The sequence below is a fragment of the Coleofasciculus sp. E2-BRE-01 genome (genome assembly GCF_040221695.1).
Taxonomy (GTDB): domain Bacteria; phylum Cyanobacteriota; class Cyanobacteriia; order Cyanobacteriales; family Coleofasciculaceae; genus Coleofasciculus.
In genome coordinates this window covers 1-18,455 of the sequence record NZ_JAVKEA010000090.1, presented here as the reverse complement: position 1 = coordinate 18,455, position 18,455 = coordinate 1, and the positions used below count along the sequence as shown (strand labels likewise).

Sequence of the window (18,455 nt, the reverse complement as noted above, 5' to 3'; positions counted from 1 at the left end):
CATCATTAAACCCAACCTGTCCACTTGATTGTAATATAATGATGCGATTTCCAGGAAAAAATCCCCCGACATCAAAGACGAGGGATTGCTTTAAAATCACTGTGTTATCCGTATGCCGATTAAACCGGAAATGGCAAAAACGGGATCGCACTCACCAAGGTTTGCAAATTGTCAGCTAAAGCGGTTGAGAGTTGCTGGGTAATCGGTAAACTATCCACCACGATGCCAGTACATAAGAGCATCATGTACAGAATCGAGTACTTAAACAGCCCTCGCGCCAGTTGGTTATTGGTGGGACTTTGTAATAACTGCCATGCTTTTTGCAGGAAAATACTACCCAACACCAGCGCGATCGCGCCATACACCACACCCGATACTCCTAACGGATAAATGAATAACAGCGACGCTGGAACCACTAACAACGTGTAAACCCAGATTTGACGGGTTGTAGACTCTTCACCTGCTACAACAGGCAACATGGGAATCCCGACTTTGGCGTAATCCTCGCGAATCATCAAAGCTAACGCCCAGAAATGGGGAGGAGTCCACAAAAAGACAACAGCAAACAGTAACCAGGCGGGTAAACTCAACTCTCCCGTCACCGCCGCCCAACCCACCAGCGCTGGAATTGCCCCTGCTGCACCGCCAATCACGATGTTTTGGGGTGTATGGCGTTTGAGTAAATGGGTGTAAATCCCCATGTAGAAGATAATGCCCGACATTGCCAATAATGCAGCTAAAAGATTGGCAAAGACGGCTAATAGGGTAAACGATGCCGATCCGAGTGCGATCGCGAATAACAAGGCATCACGAGTCTGTATCCGCCCTGAGGGAATTGGACGGCTACGGGTGCGTAGCATCTCATAATCGATATCGCGATCATAAATGCAGTTGAGAACTTGAGCCGAAGCAGCGGCTAAGGTTCCTCCAACCAGGGTAATGAGTAGCAAAAATGGATCAACTTGCCCCTCAGATGCCATCCACATCCCTGCGGCTGTCGTAATCAACAGCAGCGGAATAATGCGAGGTTTTGTGAGTTGGTAGTAGCTCTGAATCACTTGCCGGAAGTTTTCATGTTGACGGGATATAGTTGTCCCAATCATTAAATTCACCAATTCCTTATTTATTGAAACACTATATACAATCATTAACACTTTGACACAATCGCCGCTTTAATCCTGTAGGGGCGGGTGAGTAGGGGAAGCTGGGGGAGCTGGGGAAGCTGGGGGAGCTGGGGAAGCTGGGGAAGCTGGGGAAGCTGGGGAAGCTGGGGAAGCTGGGGAAGCTGGGGAAGTTAACTCAAAACTCTACCTTACCTGTTGCCTATTCCCTATTCCCTGACGAATGACAAATGACAAATGACAATCCTTGCCGTTAACTTTAATTGTCCCCACCTACTTTTTCTACCGCTAGCCCAGTGGTGCGATCGCGTAATGCCAAAACGGTAAAGACAATCAAATCTCCCAGTAATGCAGCACCTACAGCTTGATGAGACACGGTTAGGGGTTCCACCTGTAGGTGTAACCAGAACGTCGCCACTCCCAGAATAATCTGTAAAATTACTAATCCACCTGCCAGATTTGCCAACTGTCGCAACAGGGGATGGAGGGCAGGTGTGCGCCATGCCAAAATAACCAGGGTTAAAGTGACTAACGTAGCTGGGACTACACCCGCAATATGACTATTCATCACGGTGCAAAGTTGAGATGCGCCAAAGCATTGATGTAATGCCCAACGGGACGCCACCAACCCCCCCAACAAGCTTTGTAAGTAAACCAGAATAGCTGCCGTCAAACCCAGCCAGGATAAGCGTCCAACCGCTCCTGTACCCTTGTAAGGCATCAGGGCAGTACCAATAATCAGTAAGGTAGAGAAAAACAACAAGGCTGTACCCAAGTGAGCCGTCACAATATCAAACCGTAACAGTTCGGTCACCGTTAAGCCACCCAAGACGCCTTGAAACACAATTAAACCCAAGGCAAACGTTGCCGCCCAAGGCAGCCACTTGGGTAAAAAACGGCGATCCCACCACGACAAACCCATTAGGGCGATCGTACTGACGCCAATTAATGCCGCATCGAGGCGATGGAACCATTCCAAAAAGACTTGAAAATTCATCTGCTGACTTGGCACCCACTGTCCATAGCACAGGGGCCAATCCGGACAAGCGAGTCCAGCATTCATCACCCGCGTCGCACTCCCTACTGCCATCAACAGCAATGTAGCGATCGCGATTTTCCAAACAAGGCGGCGGGTACGATCCCTGGCTTGGTTGCGATCGGGGGACTCAATTGTATGTTGAGGAAGGACGGATTCAGTCATAGCACTCATTGCTAATTAACTCTATCAAACCCTGAGTACCAACTTATGAGTTCGTCAAACTCAGGGGTAGTTCATTTACTCACACGATAACGCGGCTGTTGATTACCTGCCTCACCGTAGGTTTTTAAGTTGACCAGATGGATAGGATCGTGTCCCTACTCTATTTGGTGTTGGTGCGTAAGTCCTGCACCTTATCTAGCTGCTGAAACTTCGGCAGGTAGGTACTTCTCAATCATCTGACGGTATTCGCTTTTTTGTTTTAAACCCTTAAGTTGATCCACGATTTCTTTGTCTTTGAAAAATTGTACCGTGGGTGTTCCAGTAACCATGGCATTTTCAGCGATTTCGGGTTCGGCTTCGATATCGACCTCGACAAAGTGAATTTTGCCCTCATATTCATCCACCACTTTATTTAAAATTGGCTTCAGGGTATGGCAAGGACCACAGTTGGGTGACACATACTTGACCATGATTAGGCGATCGCTCTCGTGGAAGAGTTTGCGTAGGGCATAACCGCCAACATGCCGTGTCTTGTTAATATCAAAGGTTGCTTCTGTGTCTGCTGTCGGTTTCTCGTCTGCCGTCTGGGTAGGTTGTTCAGATTCGGGTTTCTGGTGATACTCCTGAATCAAGCTATTAGCAGACAACCAACGTTCAGCTAACATGGCAGCCATACAGCCCGTTCCCGCCGCCGTAACCGCTTGGCGAAATTCATGATCTTGCACATCACCTGCTGCATACACCCCTTCTATACTGGTTTCAACCGAACCCGGTTTGGTAATAACATAGCCCACATCATCCAGGTCGAGTTGTCCTTGGAACAGGGAGGTGTTGGGAGTATGACCGATCGCGTAAAATAATCCCTTAACCTGTAAGTCGCTCTCCTCGCCTGTTTGGTTGTTATGGAGTTTAACTCCACTCATCCGACCATTTTCGCCAAACACATCCACCGCCTGCGTATTCCAGTGAACGGTGATATTGGGGTTATTTAGCACTCTATCTTGCATGGTTTTCGATGCCCGCAGTTGGTCACGACGCACCAATAGATGCACATGATCCCCATATTTGGTTAAGTACACCGCTTCTTCAGCGGCTGAGTCACCCCCACCCACCACAGCTAGGGATTGACCATGAAAAATGGGAGTCGCACCATCGCAAATCGCACAGGCGGAGATCCCATGACTCCAGAATTGGTTTTCACTGGGGAGTCCTAAACGTTTGGCGGTGGCGCCGGTAGCAATTACAATACTGTGGGCTTGGACTTCTCGTTCATCAGAACGGATAATAAAAGGACGCCGACTCAAATCCACAGACGTGACATCCTCGGTGTAGCACTCTGTCCCCCAGCGTTCGGCTTGGGCTTTCATCCGCTCCATCAGTTGCGGACCTGTGATCCCTTCGGGGAAACCGGGAAAGTTCTCTACGTCAGTGGTGGTCATTAGCTGACCGCCAGGAAGTCCTCCGGCTTGGAAGCCTTCAAACATCACGGGTTTAAGGTTAGCACGGGCGGCGTAAATGGCAGCCGTGTAACCCGCAGGACCCGAACCGATAATCACCAGATTTTCTACGGTAGAGTTGGACATATAAATAAACTCATAACGACTACGTTTAAAGTTTAGTATAGCCGAATGTGGGCAGAGAAGTTTTGACCCTTCCCTTCGCTCAAGGGAACCTAATTTTTTGTAGAGGCAGGTTTAGAGACTAACAGTGATTATTTTTTCGCCCCAATACTTCTGAGTTCCTCTGCGTATCTCTGCGCCACCCTCTGCGTCCTCTGCGTTAAAAAATATAATTCCGATACCAACAGATTTGATATCACGTAATATGTAGATAAGCGAAACGTAGGGAAAGGGCGGGTTTTGTTGAAAAGTTATCGGTGATATCGTTTATTGAATCCCTAAACCCGCCCCTACAGAATTTATAAACTAAACCCGGGCAATACGTCCTCCCCTGACAATACAACAGGCATCGCCACAACTTCCACATCTTGATGATAATTAACTCTCCCTGGAACGAACGTCCTAATGGTACATCAGGGTTTGCTATACACAGTTGATAAAACTGCGATCGCGTTAATGTCGTCGTCAGTGGCTTTAGGTTTAATACTGTTAGAATTAAATCCTAACTGAGATCTGGCAACATTTGTAATCAATCCCAAGTTACCGTGTGGTGGGCAATAGCAACAAATGATAATATAAAGATTTAAGGTTTATAGATCTTGCCCACCCTACATAAAATCTAAAGTTAACGCAGAAATCGATAAAAATTAAGAGTTTTGGAACCCACGTTAGCGAAGCTTGCCGAAGGCCAGGCGGGTTTTGTTTGTGTAGATGCGGTTGAAACCGCCCTATTAGAAATGATGCTTTATTGTAAAATACACTCTGCCTCTAAAACCATCAATCCCGGCTTTTCCCAAACCGCACAATCGCTTCTCAACAAATCCAAAACAGGTTGTTTCCCAGCTTCAAGTTGAGCGATGGCTTGATTTGCCGCAGGTTGGTACTGCATCAACCAAGAATCATTCGCAATCGATTCGGCTGTTAACGGTGTAGTCGGTAGCAGCCAAAAATCAATCCCGTATTTTTGGATAAACTCCTGAACAATTGCCAAATCTGGACTATATTGTGCTTCAATTAAATCCGACATTCGCTGGCGAAATTGGCTATAATAACCCCAATGATAGGGAATTGCATATTCGCGACCCACTAAAATTGACCGTTGAGCAAACGTGGGTAAATTATTCGCTTCTTCCACTAATGAGGCAATTTTAATGTCCTTCGGTTGCTGTTGAAAAAACTCATATAACGTCGGCACATTGCCACCAATATAAGCCGTCCAGGGAAATGTATTCAGAACCAAGTGAGGATATCCCACAAGAGTAATTCCGATTAAACTGGTTAAACCCAATGCCAAAAATGATCCCAATTTGACCGTAGAGACGCGCCATGGCGCGTCTCTACACGCGAAAACCGCGTCTAGGAGTAGGGTAATAACGATTGCCGCCGCCAGTGCGATCGCAATCCGCAGGCTATGCTGAGTATAACGGCTGGGTAGGTGCAGTTTGAACAGCAGGGCATGGGCGGCTAAAAATAAGATAGCCGACGCGACTAAGAACTTGCCTAAGACTCCCATCTTCCCAGTTACCTGCTTGGCGAGGGGAAAGCCAGAGGGAAAGCGTAGCATAACAGGTAATAGCAACCCCAAATAACTCAGAGGCGGCGCTAAGGCGGTATCAATGCGGATACCACTGCGTCCATTAAACCAGAATGACCAAGCGTCGTTGACAAAAAAGCTGGTTCGCCCTTGAGATAAGAAATCGGGTAAACCTTTGGCTTGTACAGCCGTGATCACTGGGGCAAATTCTGACAGACTCATCGTGTAGGGTAATAATACCACAAACGCCACCGCCAAACCCGTGAAACAGAATACATAATCGCGGCGACTTTGAGACACAGAGGGAAATTTCCGGTTAAACCGCCATAACTGCAAAATCAGAAACGCCGCACAGACTAGCACTAATGATGGATAGAATAATCCTAACAGCGCGATCGCGATTCCTGTGCCTATGAGTGACTGGCGCATCCCATAATACAAAAACGCCAACAGGATAGGATAAATAAACGCCTTGGGTGTTCCCGATATCAACCCATCTTGCATCCACAGATTTTGGTTGAGGAGTACAGAGGCGATAAATCCAGTCAAAGGTATGGGTAACAATTGCACCGCCACGCCAAAACAGTAACCCGTGGTAACTAATCCCAAAACCAAAGGCAAAACTTTACTCAAAACAATCGGATCAATCCCAATCCCTGCCATGAAATGATACAGGGCGCGATAGCCTAACGGTGCAACCGATTGGAAATAATCGGCAATTATATCATTCGGAAATAACGCTGGATCTAAAAATCGCCGCATCCAGAAAACATGCTGTCTCGCATCATCCTGCACCACGTACTCGCTGCTGAAGGCGGGTTGAAAGGCTAACGTGCCGTAAAGTGTGGCAATTAGTAGACTCAGCGTCAACCAAACCCTAAAGTAAGGCTTCGTTGTACCTGTGAGAAAACGCTGCAAATTAGTTATCCACATTCAGTTGATCACAATGGTTTCGATTTATAACGGGGCTGTATTACAAGTCATATAAATGTATGACATAAAAAAATAAAATTAAGCTTGATTTAAGCATCTAATAAGTTTTCATAGAGTATAATTACATAAAACTGTCTTAAATAAAGGTAAGCCACGCTAACGCTTCATTTTCGGGTGTCATTTACCGTTACCTTTGCCAGGTGGGTTTCGCGATCGCTCTCTATAGCCCCTATTTGCTATGCCAAATAGAAGGCTTCATTTTCGGGTGTCATTAACCAGAGTTGGTGAATAGGAGAGGCGTTCGCCTACTCCCCAGGAAAACTCATAGAATCCCATTCGCGCCCAGATTTTTCGGTTCGACGGCTAAATTTCTGGGGCGATGGCTCGATTATTACCATATCATCTTGTTTTTGTAAACGCTCTTATCTGAATTTCCTAGTCCGACAACGTATGACGAATAACACTACCTTAAAAATTGCTAACTACCGCATTTTGTCCCAACTCTACGAAAGTGCCAACACCTTAGTTTATCGCGGTATTCAGGAAGGGGAACACCAACCCGTGATTCTCAAAGTTCTTAAACAAGACTATCCCACTCCGCAAGAGTTAACTCGATATCGACAAGAGTATGAAATTACGCACAATCTGACGATTGATAGCGTAGTTAAGGCGTATACTATCCAACCCTATCAGAGAACCTTAGTAATCATCTTAGAGGATTTTGGTGGTGAATCCTTAAAGCAGTGGATGAGTCAGCAAACAAAACTATCCTCACCTCTACCTCTATGGGACTTTCTCAACATTGCCATCAAGATAGCCGAAATTCTCGCCCAGATTCACGCCGTTGATGTCATTCACAAAGATATTAACCCCAGCAATATTGTCTTCAACCCCGAAACCGGACAAGTCAAAATCATTGACTTTGGCATCTCCACCCAGCTTACCCGCGAAAATCCGGCACTCAAAAATCCTCATGTCTTAGAAGGAACATTAGCCTATATTTCCCCCGAACAAACGGGGCGGATGAATCGTTCTCTCGACTATCGCACCGACTTTTATTCCCTAGGTGTCACCTTCTATGAACTCCTAACCGGAACGCTACCTTTTGAGACAAACGATGCCATAGAATTAGTCCATTGTCATATTGCCAAAGCCCCGACACCTCCCCATCTTCTGGGTGAGGAAGCTTGTAGATACGTTCCGGTGGAACGTCTGGAGAATGGTATGCCGACACCTTCCCCAGAAATTGTCGGGGCGCAGCGCGGAAAAACCATTCCGCCAACCGTTTCTAATATTATCCTGAAACTGATGGCAAAAACGGCTGAAGAACGGTATCAAAGTGCTTGGGGACTGGTAGCTGATTTGCAAAACTGTCAGAGACAATTAGCCGAAACGGGAACAATTGAAGACTTTCCGCTAGGTTCTCAAGATATCTCCGAACACTTCCACATTCCCCAAAAACTTTATGGGCGAGAGGCGGAAGTGGACACCTTACTCGCTGCCTTTGATCGCGTGGCGAATCGAGAGGATCAGGACATTCAGAGATCGGCAGATTCTTCCGTCGATGGTTCACTCCCCACGTCTCATCCCCCCATCGAGATGATGCTGGTGGCGGGGTATTCTGGGATTGGTAAATCCTGCTTAGTCGCCGAAATTCATAAACCGAATACACGACTACGCGGCTATTTTATCTCCGGCAAATTTGACCAGTTTCAACGAAACGTTCCCTACTCAGCGATTGTCAACGCCTTTAAGGAATTAGTGCAGCAAATTTTAACCGAAAGCGAAGCCCAACTCAATCAGTGGCGAGAAAAATTATTAGCCGCTTTGGGGACAAATGGTCAAGTGATTATTGATGTTATCCCGGAAGTGGAACGAATTGTCGGTCAACAGCCTACGGTGCCAGAATTAGGGTCACAAGAAGCCCAAAATCGGTTTAATATCGTCTTCAAAAAATTCATGCGGGCATTTTGCTCACCCGAACATCCTTTAGTGATGTTTCTCGATGATTTGCAGTGGGTAGATTTGGCGACGCTGAAGTTGATTCAACTGATTATGACCGATAGTGAGATCCATTATCTATTTTTAATTGGTGCCTATCGGGATAATGAAGTCAACCCTACTCATCCATTAATGATGACAGTAGATGGATTACAAAAACAAGGCGCGACGGTTAACTGTATTACCTTATCCCCTTTAAAATTAGACCATATTCGCCAAATTATTTGTGACACCTTAAAATCCTCACCAGAATCTGCCCAGCATTTAGCTGAACTGGTGATGAGCAAAACAGCAGGTAATCCATTTTTCGTGAATCAGTTTTTAAGGAATCTCTATGCGGAAAAGTTAATCACTTTCAATCTGCAAAATCATCAATGGCAGTGGGATATTAATAAAATCAAGGAGAAAAACATTACCGATAACGTCGTCGAGTTGATGACAAATCGGTTAAAAAAGCTGCCGGATTCAACCCAGCATGTCTTACAGTTAGCTGCTTGTATCGGTGCTAATTTCAACTTATCCACGCTGGCAATTGTCTGTGAACAACCAGAGGATGTGATTTTCGCGAACTTAGTCACAGCGGTTCAATCGGAATTAATCGTACCCCTTTCGGAACTCAATCCAGACTTGCTGGTTCACGAGTATAAATTCCTGCATGACCGAGTACAACAAGCAGCGTATGCTTTAATTGATGAGTGCCAAAAGAAAGCGGTTCACTTACAAATTGGTCGCCTACTTTGGCAAAGTACGGATTCGGAAACCTTATTAGATAAAATATTTGCAATCGTTGATCATCTGAATCAAGGAATTAGTGATAATTGGGATTACACATCAGGAGAAATTAGTCAAGCTGAACGCCATCAAATCGCCCAGTTGAATTTAATCGCGGGTCAAAAAGCCAAAGGATCAGCCGCTTATGGTGCCGCGCTAAACTATTTAACTGTGGGACAAGAACTTCTGGGTTTAGACAGTTGGCAATGGGACTATGACTTAACCTTATCCTTGTATGAAGAAGCCGCCAAAGCCGCCTATTTAGGTGGCAAGTTTACGGTGATGGAAGAATTGACTGAGGTTCTCTTCGCCCATGCTAAAACGGTGCTGGAAAAAGTTAATGTGTATGAAGTTAAGATTCAAGCGATCGCGTCGCAAAATAATCTCAAGGAAGCGATTAATCTTGGACTGCAAGTGCTGAATTTATTGGGAATATGTTTACCTGAAGAACCCAGCATGGCAGAGTGGCAAAATGGACTCGATGAAACGGCTACACTATTGGCAGGACATGAGATTGAATACTTAATTAACCTACCGGAAATGACCGCCGATGAACCCCTAGCTGCTGTACTAATCCTCTCCAATTTAATTGCCGCCGCCTATATCGCTGCACCTGATCTTTTTGTTCTGATTGCCTCATCAATGGTTCAGTTATCAGTCAAGTATGGGAACGCGCCATTGTCGGCATTTGGCTATGCCTGTTATGGATTTATTTTATTAGATCGTCAGCACAATTTTGAGGCGGGATATCAATTTGGGAAATTGGCACTGAGTTTGGTGAATCGGTTTAATGCCCAGCAAGTCAAATGTAAGGTATTTGAGGTGCTGGGCGCTCATATCTTGCATTGGAAAGAGCATTTTAGTCAAACTCTGCCTATTTTAATTGAGGGCTATCACAGTGGTGTAGAAACGGGGGATTTTGAGTTTGCTGGGTATTGTGCCTTTTATACCTGCGATCATCTCTATTTTAGTGGAGTTGAACTGACTCAAGTTGAACAAGAAATCGCCACCTATAATCAGGCGGTGCGGCAAATTCGCCGGGAAAGTCCATTTAATTGGACGGCGATTTTTTTACAGGCGGTGCAGAATTTACAGGATCAAGGAGAAAATCCCACCCAGTTAATGGGTAAGGCATATAATGAAAAAACATCCTTACCCCGGGCGCTGGCGGCGAATGACCGCACCGAACTGCATTTATTCTATTTAAATAAGCTGATTCTCTGTTATTTATTTGGTGAGGTTAAGCAAGCGGTAGAACATGCAGTTTTAGCGGAACAGTATTTAAATGGAGTTACGGCAATGATCGTGATTCCACTATTCTATTTTTATGATTCTCTTGCCCATCTTGCAATTGTTCCTGAGGTGACACCAAGCGAAAAACAGATTCTAATTGATCGAGTGAACGCTAATCAAGAAAAAATGCAGATCTGGGCAAACCATGGTGCGATGAATCAGCAGCATAAACTTGATTTAGTCGCCGCTGAAAAAGCGCGAGTTTTGGGGGAATTGATGACAGCGATGGAGTTGTATGAACAAGCGATTAAAGGGGCGAGGGATAATGGTTATATTCAAGAGGAAGCCTTAGCCTACAATTTAGCTGCCATGTTTTATCAGAATAGGGGGATGGACAAGGTTGCTGATACGTATATTAAAGAGGCACATTATACTTACACCCGCTGGGGGGCGACGGCGAAAGTTAGAGATTTAGAAGCCCAGTATCCCCAGCTTTTTGCGCCATCGTCTCCCATCAGTTATCTCACAGACAGCCGTACAACGGTGAGTAGTGTGTCTCAGAGAAACCAGTCGGCTTCGGTGTTAGATTTTGCCACACTGATGAAAGCCTCGCAAGCCATTGGTAGTGAAATTGCACTGAATAAGTTACTGGCGGCGTTGATGAAAATTTTAATCGAAAATACAGGGGCGCAAACGGGAGTTTTGATTTTAAATCAATCGGGAGAATGGGTGATTGAGGCGTCGCTGAATGTGGAGACGAATCACGTCACTGTGTTACAATCTCTACCCGTGGCGAATCACCTCCCTCTCTCGATTATTAACTATGTCACCCATACCCAAGAAACCGTGGTTAAAACCAATGCGGCTAAAATTGGCAAGTTTACCAACGATCCTTATATTCAAGCCCATCAAACCCAATCCGTTTTATGTGCGCCGTTACTGAATCAAGGTCAACTCAGTGGTATCGTTTATCTGGAAAATAACCTGGCTACAGACGCCTTTACGCCAGACAGGTTAGAAGTCTTACAAATCCTATCCGGACAAGCCGCGATCGCGATCGACAATGCCCGACTTTATAACACTCTAGAACAAAATGTTGCCGCCCGCACCCAAGAGTTAAAAAATACCCTCGATTCTCTCAAAGCTACCCAAGATGAACTGATTCAATCGGAAAAAATGGCAGCCTTGGGACAATTAATTGCTGGGATTGCCCATGAAATTAATACACCCTTGGGGGCGATTCGTTCCTCCGCCGGAAATATTTCTAAGTTTTTAAGTCAAACCCTGGAACAATTACCCACTCTGTTTCAATCCTTATCGCCAGAAGAAGGACACGATTTTCTGAAAATGTTACAACGTTCACTCCAAAACGAATCGGATTTAACCGCAAAAGAAGAACGCAAACGGCGGCGAACCTTAGTTCGCCAATTAGAGGCGGAAGACATTCAGGATGCGGATACCCTAGCGGATACGTTGGTTGATATGGGAATTTATGACAATATTGAAGCGTTTTTTCCTCTACTGAAACGCCCCGATAGTTCGCACCTCTTAGAAACGGCGTACAAACTATCGGGATTGCAACGGGGAACTCAAACCATCAACACAGCAACTGAACGAGCATCTAAAGTAGTGTTTGCTTTAAAAACATACTCTCGTTATGACGAATCGGGGGAAATGATTCCGGCAAACCTAACAGCAGGTATTGAAACCGTGCTAACCCTGTATCAGAATCAACTCAAACATGGAATTAATGTCATCCGCAACTATAACGAGTTACCACCGATATTATGTTATGCGGATGAGCTGAATCAAGTCTGGACGAATCTGATTCATAATGCGTTACAGGCAATGGATAATAAAGGAACATTAACCCTTGATGTCAAGCAGCAAGACCAACAGATCAACGTTAGCATTACCGATAGTGGCAAAGGAATCCCTCCAGAAATTCAAGCGAAGATATTTCAGCCATTTTTTACAACCAAGTCAGCTGGAGAAGGAAGTGGATTAGGGCTTGATATTGTGAAAAAGATTATTGAAAAGCATCAGGGAAAAATTGACCTTGAATCTATTCCAGGTAAAACTACTTTTACTGTTTCATTACCTTTTCGGACAGCGGAAGGCTAGAGAAGGCAGTTCAAGTAGGTTGGGTTACTAAAAAATGTTAAACGGACTTTATCGGACAAATGACGTAGCTTGCTTCTCAAGGATAGCAAGTATAACGAATGACCAATGACAAATGACAAAGGAAAAAGGAAAAATAACCAATGACTAAACCCGTTATTTTGTGTGTTGATGATGAAAAAGTTGTCCTCAAAAGTCTCAAGACTCAACTCAAAGAAGCCTTTGGCGATGCTTATACCTATGAACTGGCAGAAGCGGCTGATGAAGCGTTAGAATTAATAGATGAACTTGTGGAAGAAAATGTCAGTATTATTCTGATTGTATCGGATTGGTTAATGCCGGGAATGAAAGGGGATGAGTTTCTGGTTCAGGTGCATCATAAATTTCCCCATATCATTAAAATTCTGCTGACCGGTCAAGCGGATGAGGAGGCAATTGAACGCGCCAAACAGGAAGCAAAGCTGCATCACTGCTTATACAAACCCTGGTCAGAAGCGGAATTAGTGGAAGCTATTAAACTAGCATTATCTCAACTCTAACGTGCTGATTGGAAAATTACTCACTCAATCCGATGATTTCAAACCCATCCAAAATCCTTGTGACTTCGGCGTAACCCTACGGGCAATCTACTATGACTAAACAGGTAATTATTTGTGTCGATGATGAGAAAACAGTACTCAGAAGTCTAAAAGCTGAGCTTAAGGAAGCGATTGGCAAAAATTACCTGATCGAAATTGCCGAAGCGGGAGAAGAGGCATTAGAGTTAGTTGCAGAACTTTTAGACGAGAACTATGAGATTCTTTTGGTTATCTCTGACCATATCATGCCAGGGATGAAAGGGGATGAACTCTTAAAGCGTGTCCATGAGTTGTCACCGAAAACGCTGAAAATTATGCTCACCGGGCAAGCGGATATTGAAGCGGTAGGCAATGCGATTAAGTATGCCAAACTTTATCGTTATATCGCCAAGCCATGGCAGGCATCAGACTTGAGTTTGACGGTCAAAGAAGCCGTTAACAGTTATCTACAAGCAAAAAAGTTAAATGAACAAAACGCCAAACTTAAATATTTAAATCGAGACCTACAACAATCGATTAAATCCCTCAGTGCTAGTGAGTTAAAATTTCGGGCGATTTTCAATCAGACTTTTCAGTTGACGGGAATGCTGAGTGTTGACGGAATTGTCCTAGAAGTCAACCAAACTGCCCTGAATTTTGGTGAATTGCATTTAGAGGATGTGGCAGGAAAACCGTTTTGGGACTGTTACTGGTGGACTATTTCCAGCGAAACCCAAGCTCAGTTACAATCCGCCATTGCTCAAGCGGCTAGCGGTAAGTTTATCCGGTATGAAGTGGATATCTTAGGCGCACAACAACGCATTGCGACAATTGATTTTTCGATTAAACCGATTATTAATGACAAGGGAAGCATTGAGTTCTTGATTATCGAAGGTCGAGATATTAGCGATGTCTATAATGAGTTGCGTTTACGGAAAGAAGCTGAAGCGGCACTGGTGAAAGCCGAACAAAAGTATCGCTCTATCTTTGAAAACGCCCAAGAAGGAATCTTTCAGATTGCGCTGGATGGGAGTTATCTCAGTGCTAACCCCGCTATAGCTCAAATTTACGGCTACGATTCCCCGGAAGAATTGCTAACAATCATTAACAGTATTCACTATCAACTCTACGTTGACCCCCGTCGGCGTCCGGAATTCATGACACGGATGCAGCAGTATGGTGTTGTGTGCGAGTTTGAGTCGATGATCTGTCGCAAAGATGGCACAATTATCTGGATTAGTGAGAATGCTCGCACTGTATATGATGCGTCGGGAACTCCACTTTATTATCAGGGGTTTGTGGAAGATATTACCTCTCGCAAACAAGCGGAATCGGAGCGAGTCAAGTTCACAAATGAACTGTTCCAACTGAATCAATCCTTTTCTCGCTTTGTCCCCAGTCAATTCTTACAGATTTTAAATAAACAAAGTGTGGTTGATGTAGAATTAGGCGACCAAGTTCAGCAGGAAATGTCCGTCCTTTTCTCAGATATTCGGGATTTCACTACTCTCTCGGAACGGATGACCCCCCAAGAAAATTTCAAATTTATTAATGCTTTTTTAAAGCGAATGGAGCCAGCGATTATTGAACATAAAGGCTTTATCGATAAATATATGGGCGATGCGATTATGGCACTCTTTAGCGGGATTGCTGATGATGCGCTTCAAGCCGGAATTGCTATGGTTCAGCGGTTGTATGAGTATAATCTATGTCGTCTGCAATCAGGGTATACCCCCATCAAAATTGGCATTGGCATTAATACTGGCTCGTTGATGCTGGGTACAGTTGGGGGAAAACACCGAATAGACAGTACGGTGATTAGTGATGATGTGAATTTAGCGGCTCGTTTGGAGGGACTAACGAAACAGTATAAGGTGTCGTTATTGATTTCGGGACAGACGTTAACTCGTTTACATAATCCAACCGAGTATAGTCTCCGGTTTGTGGAGCAGGTTAAGGTTAAGGGTAAGTCAAAAGCGGTAGCGGTGTTTGAAGTGTTTGATGGAGATCCGCTCAAGATTAAGGAGGGCAAGTTAGCTACGATCTCCATCTTTGAAGAAGGGTTGTTCCTCTACGCCAAGCAAGCCTTTGGCAAAGCGAAACAGCGGTTTGAAGAGGTTTTGAGGATTAATCCCCAAGATACGATCGCACAAATCTATCTTAACCGTTCCCTGGCGCAACTCCAGCACGACGAATTTTTTTTGACGATGAGGGATGAGGGATGAAGCTGGGGAAGCAGAGGGAGCTGGGGAAGCTGGGGGAGCTGGGGGAGATGAGGGAGATGGGGGAGATGAGGGAGATGAGGGAGATGGGGAAGATGAGGGAGATGAGGGAGAAAACAGTCAATAGAGCTTATCCGATACCTTATTGGACTGTAATGTCACTTGAATTTTTTTCGTATAATAAAGAGTAGAGAGCAAAATTAATTTGAACTCAGTCAACTGAGAGAAATAAATGCGGAAACCCGTACTTGTCGTTTTATTTATTTTAGGGCTAGTATTATCAACCACATTCCGACTAGCTCCAGTGCAAGCGACAACCCCTGATTCCCAAGTGTATACCTGGGGGTTTGTGCGTCCCGGAAGTCAGCAATTAGTTTGTAAGCAGATTACGATTCATCCAGAAAAAGAGGTGGTTTCCCCAGCCTCGCATCATAAATCGGTAAAGATGTCCTCTCGATCAACAATTGTTGAGGATCGCTATTGTTCCCATTTAACCAAACCATCTCTATAGCGTTGGTTGATTTAATAGCAAGGGATGTAGAGATGGATCAGGCTACATCTTTACTCGTGATTCAAATCACAAGCAGAGGATAACCTGACTCTATAGAAAGGGCGACCCGATCCCATTAAGTGGATTGGTATTGTTCATTGATGCAGGCGGGTCGCCCCTACAGGTTTTTCATTTATGTTCAGATGTGTCCTATTAGTCGGGAACGGTTGCTGACTCTGGGATACAACTTTATCGTTTCTGGGTTATTGCCAAGACGACATCCCAGGTGGCAAGATTAATTTAATCTATCAACCCAAAGAAAACGATGCTGAAAATCGTAGTTGTAGTTCTAGTAGTGGCAGAGCTAGTATTATTGACTGCGTTCCGACTAGCTCCAGCGCAAGCAACACCCTCTGATTCCCAAGTGTATACCTGGGGTTTTGTGCGTCCAGAAAGCCAACACTTAGTTTGTAAGCGAATTACTATCCATCCGGAAAAAGAGGTTGTTTCCCAAACCTCGCACCATAAATCGATAAAGATGTCCTCTAAATCTACCGTGGTTAAGGATCGCTATTGCTCCCATCTAACCAAACCGTCTCTATAGCTTTGATTGTTGTAACAGGCGGTTGACAATACAAGCAGAGGATGAACCAACTCCAGAGAAAGGGCGACCCAATCCCATTGAGTGGATTGGTGTTGTTAATTAATGCAAGCGGGTTGCCCCTACAGGTCTGATTAATTTGTATTACACGCTACATTATCTTTCAGAGGCAAAATGCGCGATCGCAAGCCGTTTCAGTCTACTGAATGTAAGAATAGTCTGATAAGCTATCTAGGAAGCTGACCTAGGGTCAGTCCTAAAGTTTTCACGGCTCAAAAATCGGGTTGGCATTGAGAGACACCATGGAATGGCACGGAACAGATGCTCAAAGTTTGGCAATTATCGATCGCGAAATTGGCGCTCATACCTTTTCACCCGCCGAATACGAAATTGTGCGCCGGGTGATTTATGCAACAGCCGACTTTGAGTATCAAAAGCTGATTCGGTTTTCCGAACGTGCGTTACAAGCAGGTGCGGCGGCGTTAGCGGCTCGGACTACGATTGTGGTAGATGTGCCGATGGTACAGGTGGGAATTACGCCTCACATCCAGGAAACCTTTGCCAATCCCGTCTATTGCAGCATGGAAGCTATCACGCGCCCGCAAAAAGAAAAGACGAAGGCGGCTTGGGGAATTCAAACCCTAGCCAAACGTTACCCAGAGGGAATTTTTGTGGTGGGTCAAGCGCAAACGGCGCTAACAGCTTTGGTGGAACTGATTGAAGCTGAAGAAATCCGCCCCGCCTTAGTCATTGGCACACCTTCAGGATTTGTTGAAGTAGATGTTGCCAAATCTCGACTGGAAGATTCCTTAGTGCCTCATATTCGCATCGAAGGGCGCAAAGGTTCATCTGTCGTCGCGGCGGCTATTGTGAATGGACTGGTAGACTTAGCATGGCAGGCGTATGGGCAGGATAGTACCAGTGTCAGTTGAATCCTTCGAGGGTATGGGTTGTAGGGGCGGGCGCGAGGGAATCACGTTTCACGATTGTATGATAACGTTTGTACAAAACCAGCCCTGACCGAGTGTTGAGTGTGTAGGGGCGGGTTTTACTACTATCGTTTCTTTCCTTACCCAGATGTAACTAAACCCGCCCTGACTAATACAGCTTGGCAGAAATCATGGAACAGCTAAAATCTCCCCCGCTTCCCCCGCTTCCAGACGTTCCACCGGAACGTCTCTACAAGCTTCCCCTGCTTCCCCATCTCCTCAACGCCGACGACGCCGAGTTTTGACCACACGGTTAGCTGGATAATCATCCTCTTCAGGTTGAGTTAACTGGCGACTAACCTGATTAAACACAGTGCGCTGTACGTAAGGATAGTCACTTACCCAGATATTCAAGCGAGGAATATAAATATCACTATTGGTGGCAATACGGGATAAATCCGGCTGATTCGACATCACCACCATCTGGGCAATTTGACCGGGAACAATACCTTTGTGAGTGCGGCGCAGAGGGACTTGTAGCAGTGTGGTAAATCCGCTCTCGTCACCGACTTCTACATTCAGGCGTCGCTCCCGATTTTCCACAATCACCAACTCGCCCCGATTGTTGACATTTTCTTCAGTCCCAATTAATTCTTCAGTGACGAAGACATCCAAGACTCGACCTTGCCAGAAGCCACTATATTTATAGCGGCGTATCTCAATATTACGCCGACTTGCCCAGTAGACAGGACTCCAAAACCAATACAACCCGGCGATAATACCTAAGAGAAAGAGCAAGGGATCAAACCCATCACCCAAAAGGAATTTTAAGAGCAAGACGACGACAACAGCAACAACCGAAATCAGTAATCGCTTCAAAAAGTCGGGGAATTTTCCCCAGTAGTAAGCATACTGGGAACTTGTGGCAATTACCGGAATGAGTTGCTCAAAGCTCTGGCGGGTAAGTGGTACTAGCATGGGTTTTAGTCATTGGTCATTGGTCATTGGTCATTGGTCATTGGTCATTGGTCATTGGTCATTGGTCATTGGTCATTGGTCATTGGTCATTGGTCATTGGTCATTGGTCATTGGTCATTGGTCATTGGTCATTGGTCATTGGTC

At 45.1% G+C, this 18,455-nt stretch carries 12 protein-coding genes; 7 read left to right on the top strand and 5 right to left on the bottom strand.

Going from position 1 to position 18,455, the window contains the following annotated elements; all coding sequences use genetic code 11:
* Positions 1–119: 119 nt before the first annotated feature.
* The 4 genes from RIG66_RS11210 to RIG66_RS11195 all read right to left on the bottom strand — a co-directional run bounded on the left by RIG66_RS11210 (position 120) and on the right by RIG66_RS11195 (position 6,408).
* Positions 120–1,103, bottom strand: coding sequence for a heme o synthase (locus RIG66_RS11210; protein WP_044206849.1), 984 nt, complete (start codon positions 1,101–1,103; stop codon positions 120–122).
* 277 nt (positions 1,104–1,380) lie between these two features.
* Positions 1,381–2,322: a COX15/CtaA family protein gene (locus RIG66_RS11205; protein WP_446378009.1), complete on the bottom strand. Its 942-nt coding sequence runs from the start codon at positions 2,320–2,322 to the stop codon at positions 1,381–1,383.
* 191 nt (positions 2,323–2,513) lie between these two features.
* The gene (gene trxB / locus RIG66_RS11200) at positions 2,514–3,905 is read right to left on the bottom strand and encodes a thioredoxin-disulfide reductase (RefSeq protein WP_446378005.1); all 1,392 of its coding nucleotides are present in this window, start codon (positions 3,903–3,905) and stop codon (positions 2,514–2,516) included.
* Positions 3,906–4,686: 781 nt separating this feature from the next.
* On the bottom strand, positions 4,687–6,408 hold the full coding sequence (locus RIG66_RS11195) for a hypothetical protein (protein WP_446378003.1): 1,722 nt from the start codon (positions 6,406–6,408) through the stop codon (positions 4,687–4,689).
* Between the two features lie 450 nt (positions 6,409–6,858).
* Here RIG66_RS11195 and RIG66_RS11190 point away from each other — a divergent pair, with 450 nt between their 5' ends.
* The 7 genes from RIG66_RS11190 (at position 6,859) to RIG66_RS11160 (ending at position 17,336) form a co-directional block, all read left to right on the top strand.
* Positions 6,859–12,537, top strand: a complete 5,679-nt coding sequence (locus RIG66_RS11190) for a protein kinase domain-containing protein (RefSeq protein WP_446378001.1) — start codon at positions 6,859–6,861, stop codon at positions 12,535–12,537.
* A gap of 140 nt (positions 12,538–12,677) precedes the next feature.
* On the top strand, positions 12,678–13,073 hold the full coding sequence (locus tag RIG66_RS11185; protein ID WP_446377999.1) for a response regulator: 396 nt from the start codon (positions 12,678–12,680) through the stop codon (positions 13,071–13,073).
* Positions 13,074–13,165: 92 nt separating this feature from the next.
* Positions 13,166–15,316, top strand: coding sequence for a PAS domain S-box protein (locus RIG66_RS11180; RefSeq protein WP_446377997.1), 2,151 nt, complete (start codon positions 13,166–13,168; stop codon positions 15,314–15,316).
* A complete protein-coding gene (locus RIG66_RS11175) occupies positions 15,306–15,440 on the top strand; it encodes a hypothetical protein (RefSeq protein WP_446377995.1) in 135 nt (44 codons plus the stop codon). The genes RIG66_RS11180 and RIG66_RS11175 overlap by 11 nt, the downstream gene beginning before the upstream one ends.
* Before the next feature lie 105 nt (positions 15,441–15,545).
* Positions 15,546–15,824 carry a hypothetical protein gene (locus RIG66_RS11170; protein WP_446377993.1) on the top strand — a complete coding sequence of 93 codons (279 nt, stop codon included), beginning with the start codon at positions 15,546–15,548 and terminating at the stop codon, positions 15,822–15,824.
* A 304-nt stretch (positions 15,825–16,128) separates the two neighbouring features.
* Positions 16,129–16,407 (top strand): hypothetical protein, encoded by a 279-nt coding sequence (locus RIG66_RS11165; RefSeq protein ID WP_446377991.1) that lies wholly within the window; start codon positions 16,129–16,131, stop codon positions 16,405–16,407.
* Between the two features lie 299 nt (positions 16,408–16,706).
* The gene (locus tag RIG66_RS11160) at positions 16,707–17,336 is read left to right on the top strand and encodes a precorrin-8X methylmutase (protein WP_446377989.1); all 630 of its coding nucleotides are present in this window, start codon (positions 16,707–16,709) and stop codon (positions 17,334–17,336) included.
* A gap of 276 nt (positions 17,337–17,612) precedes the next feature.
* On the opposite strand, the gene RIG66_RS11155 is transcribed toward RIG66_RS11160, so the two are convergent.
* Positions 17,613–18,311, bottom strand: coding sequence for a phosphate ABC transporter permease (locus tag RIG66_RS11155; RefSeq protein ID WP_446377987.1), 699 nt, complete (start codon positions 18,309–18,311; stop codon positions 17,613–17,615).
* Positions 18,312–18,455: the final 144 nt, after the last annotated feature.